Consider the following 1,318-nt stretch of genomic DNA (forward strand, 5'->3'; position numbering starts at 1 on the left):
TGCAATCTTGCGTGCTGTTCCGGATGCGTTCTTGGGTGTTGTGGCGATGGGTGCGGCAATAGCAATTCTGTTCGTATTGCCATGGTTAGATCGTAGCCCGGTGCGTTCAATGCGTTATAAAGGCAACTTAAGTAAAATTGCTCTTGTGTTGTTTATCATTTCGTTCTGCATTCTTGGTTACTTGGGTGTTGTGGTAGCAACTCCAGGTAGAACTTTGCTTGCTCAGGTCTTGACTGTTATTTACTTCGCTTATTTCATTCTTATGCCTTGGTATACAAGTATTGAGAAAACTAAGCCTGTACCAGAAAGGGTGACAATGAAATGATTAAGCTCGTTGCTACGTTATTTTTCACAATTAGTGTGAACAGTGTATTGGCAGCTGTTGGACCGGCGGCTCCTGTTGATGATATTGATACTGATATTCGTGATCAAGAGTCTATGCAGCGTGGGATGGCGTTGTTTACTAATTACTGTTTTGGATGCCACTCGCTTGAGTACTCGCGCTATGAACGTTCTGCAAATGACTTAGGTATCCCAAAAGAGATTTTTGAAGAAAATCTACTTGAGGGCGACGCTAAGATCGGTCAATTGATGACTACCTCTATGGATAAAGATCAAGCGAAAGCTTGGTTTGGCAATCCACCGCCTGACTTGACGTTGGTGGCGCGGTTACGGGGGCCAGATTGGTTGTATAGTTACTTGCGTGGTTTTTATGCAGATCCTTCGCGTCCATATGGGGTAAATAATGTCGTATTCAAAGATGTCGGTATGCCACATGTTCTAGCAGACCTGCAGGGTATGTGTGCTGAGCCGCCACTTATGGGTATTGATACTGAAGTTGATCCTCTTTCAGGTAACATCGTTAAGAGTAGTGGCTGTCAAGAATATAAGTCGGAAGGTTCTATGACGCCAGCTGAGTATGACGAAGCCATCTATGATTTGGTAAATTACCTTGAGTATGTCGGTGAGCCGTCACGGATAGAAAGTGAGCGTATAGGATTATACGTTCTTGTCTTCTTGGCGTTCTTCTTTGTGTTCGTCTACTTCTTGAATAAAGAGTACTGGCGCGATATCCACTAAGTCTATCTAAGTAGCTATAAGGCTGTTGGCAAACGCTAACGGCCTTTTTTGTTATAACGTGTGTTGAATTATGACGCGCTTTGATAAGTGTGTATAATTCTGGCAGTTTTGTATTCTATGTATCGAATTTTCGATGCGTTCTATTTATAAGGAGCTCTTGTATGGGCGTTGTGACCAAACGGTCGTCGATGACGTTTTTTTCTGATGGTGCAAGCCACTATAGCCACCGAGTCCGTAT

The 1,318-nt window shown here is 43.3% G+C and carries 1 protein-coding gene and 2 pseudogenes; all 3 read left to right on the forward strand.

What is annotated here, in order from left to right:
- A pseudogene (locus A3762_RS21590) lies at nt 1–325 on the forward strand (cytochrome b); the annotation flags it as partial.
- Nucleotides 322–1,080: a cytochrome c1 gene (locus A3762_RS21595; protein ID WP_068756769.1), complete on the forward strand. Its 759-nt coding sequence runs from the start codon at nt 322–324 to the stop codon at nt 1,078–1,080. The pseudogene A3762_RS21590 and the gene A3762_RS21595, both read left to right, overlap by 4 nt.
- A 161-nt stretch (nt 1,081–1,241) precedes the next feature.
- Nucleotides 1,242–1,318 (forward strand): annotated as a pseudogene (locus tag A3762_RS26670) (stringent starvation protein A); the annotation flags it as partial.

Source organism: Oleiphilus sp. HI0125 (genome assembly GCF_001635355.1).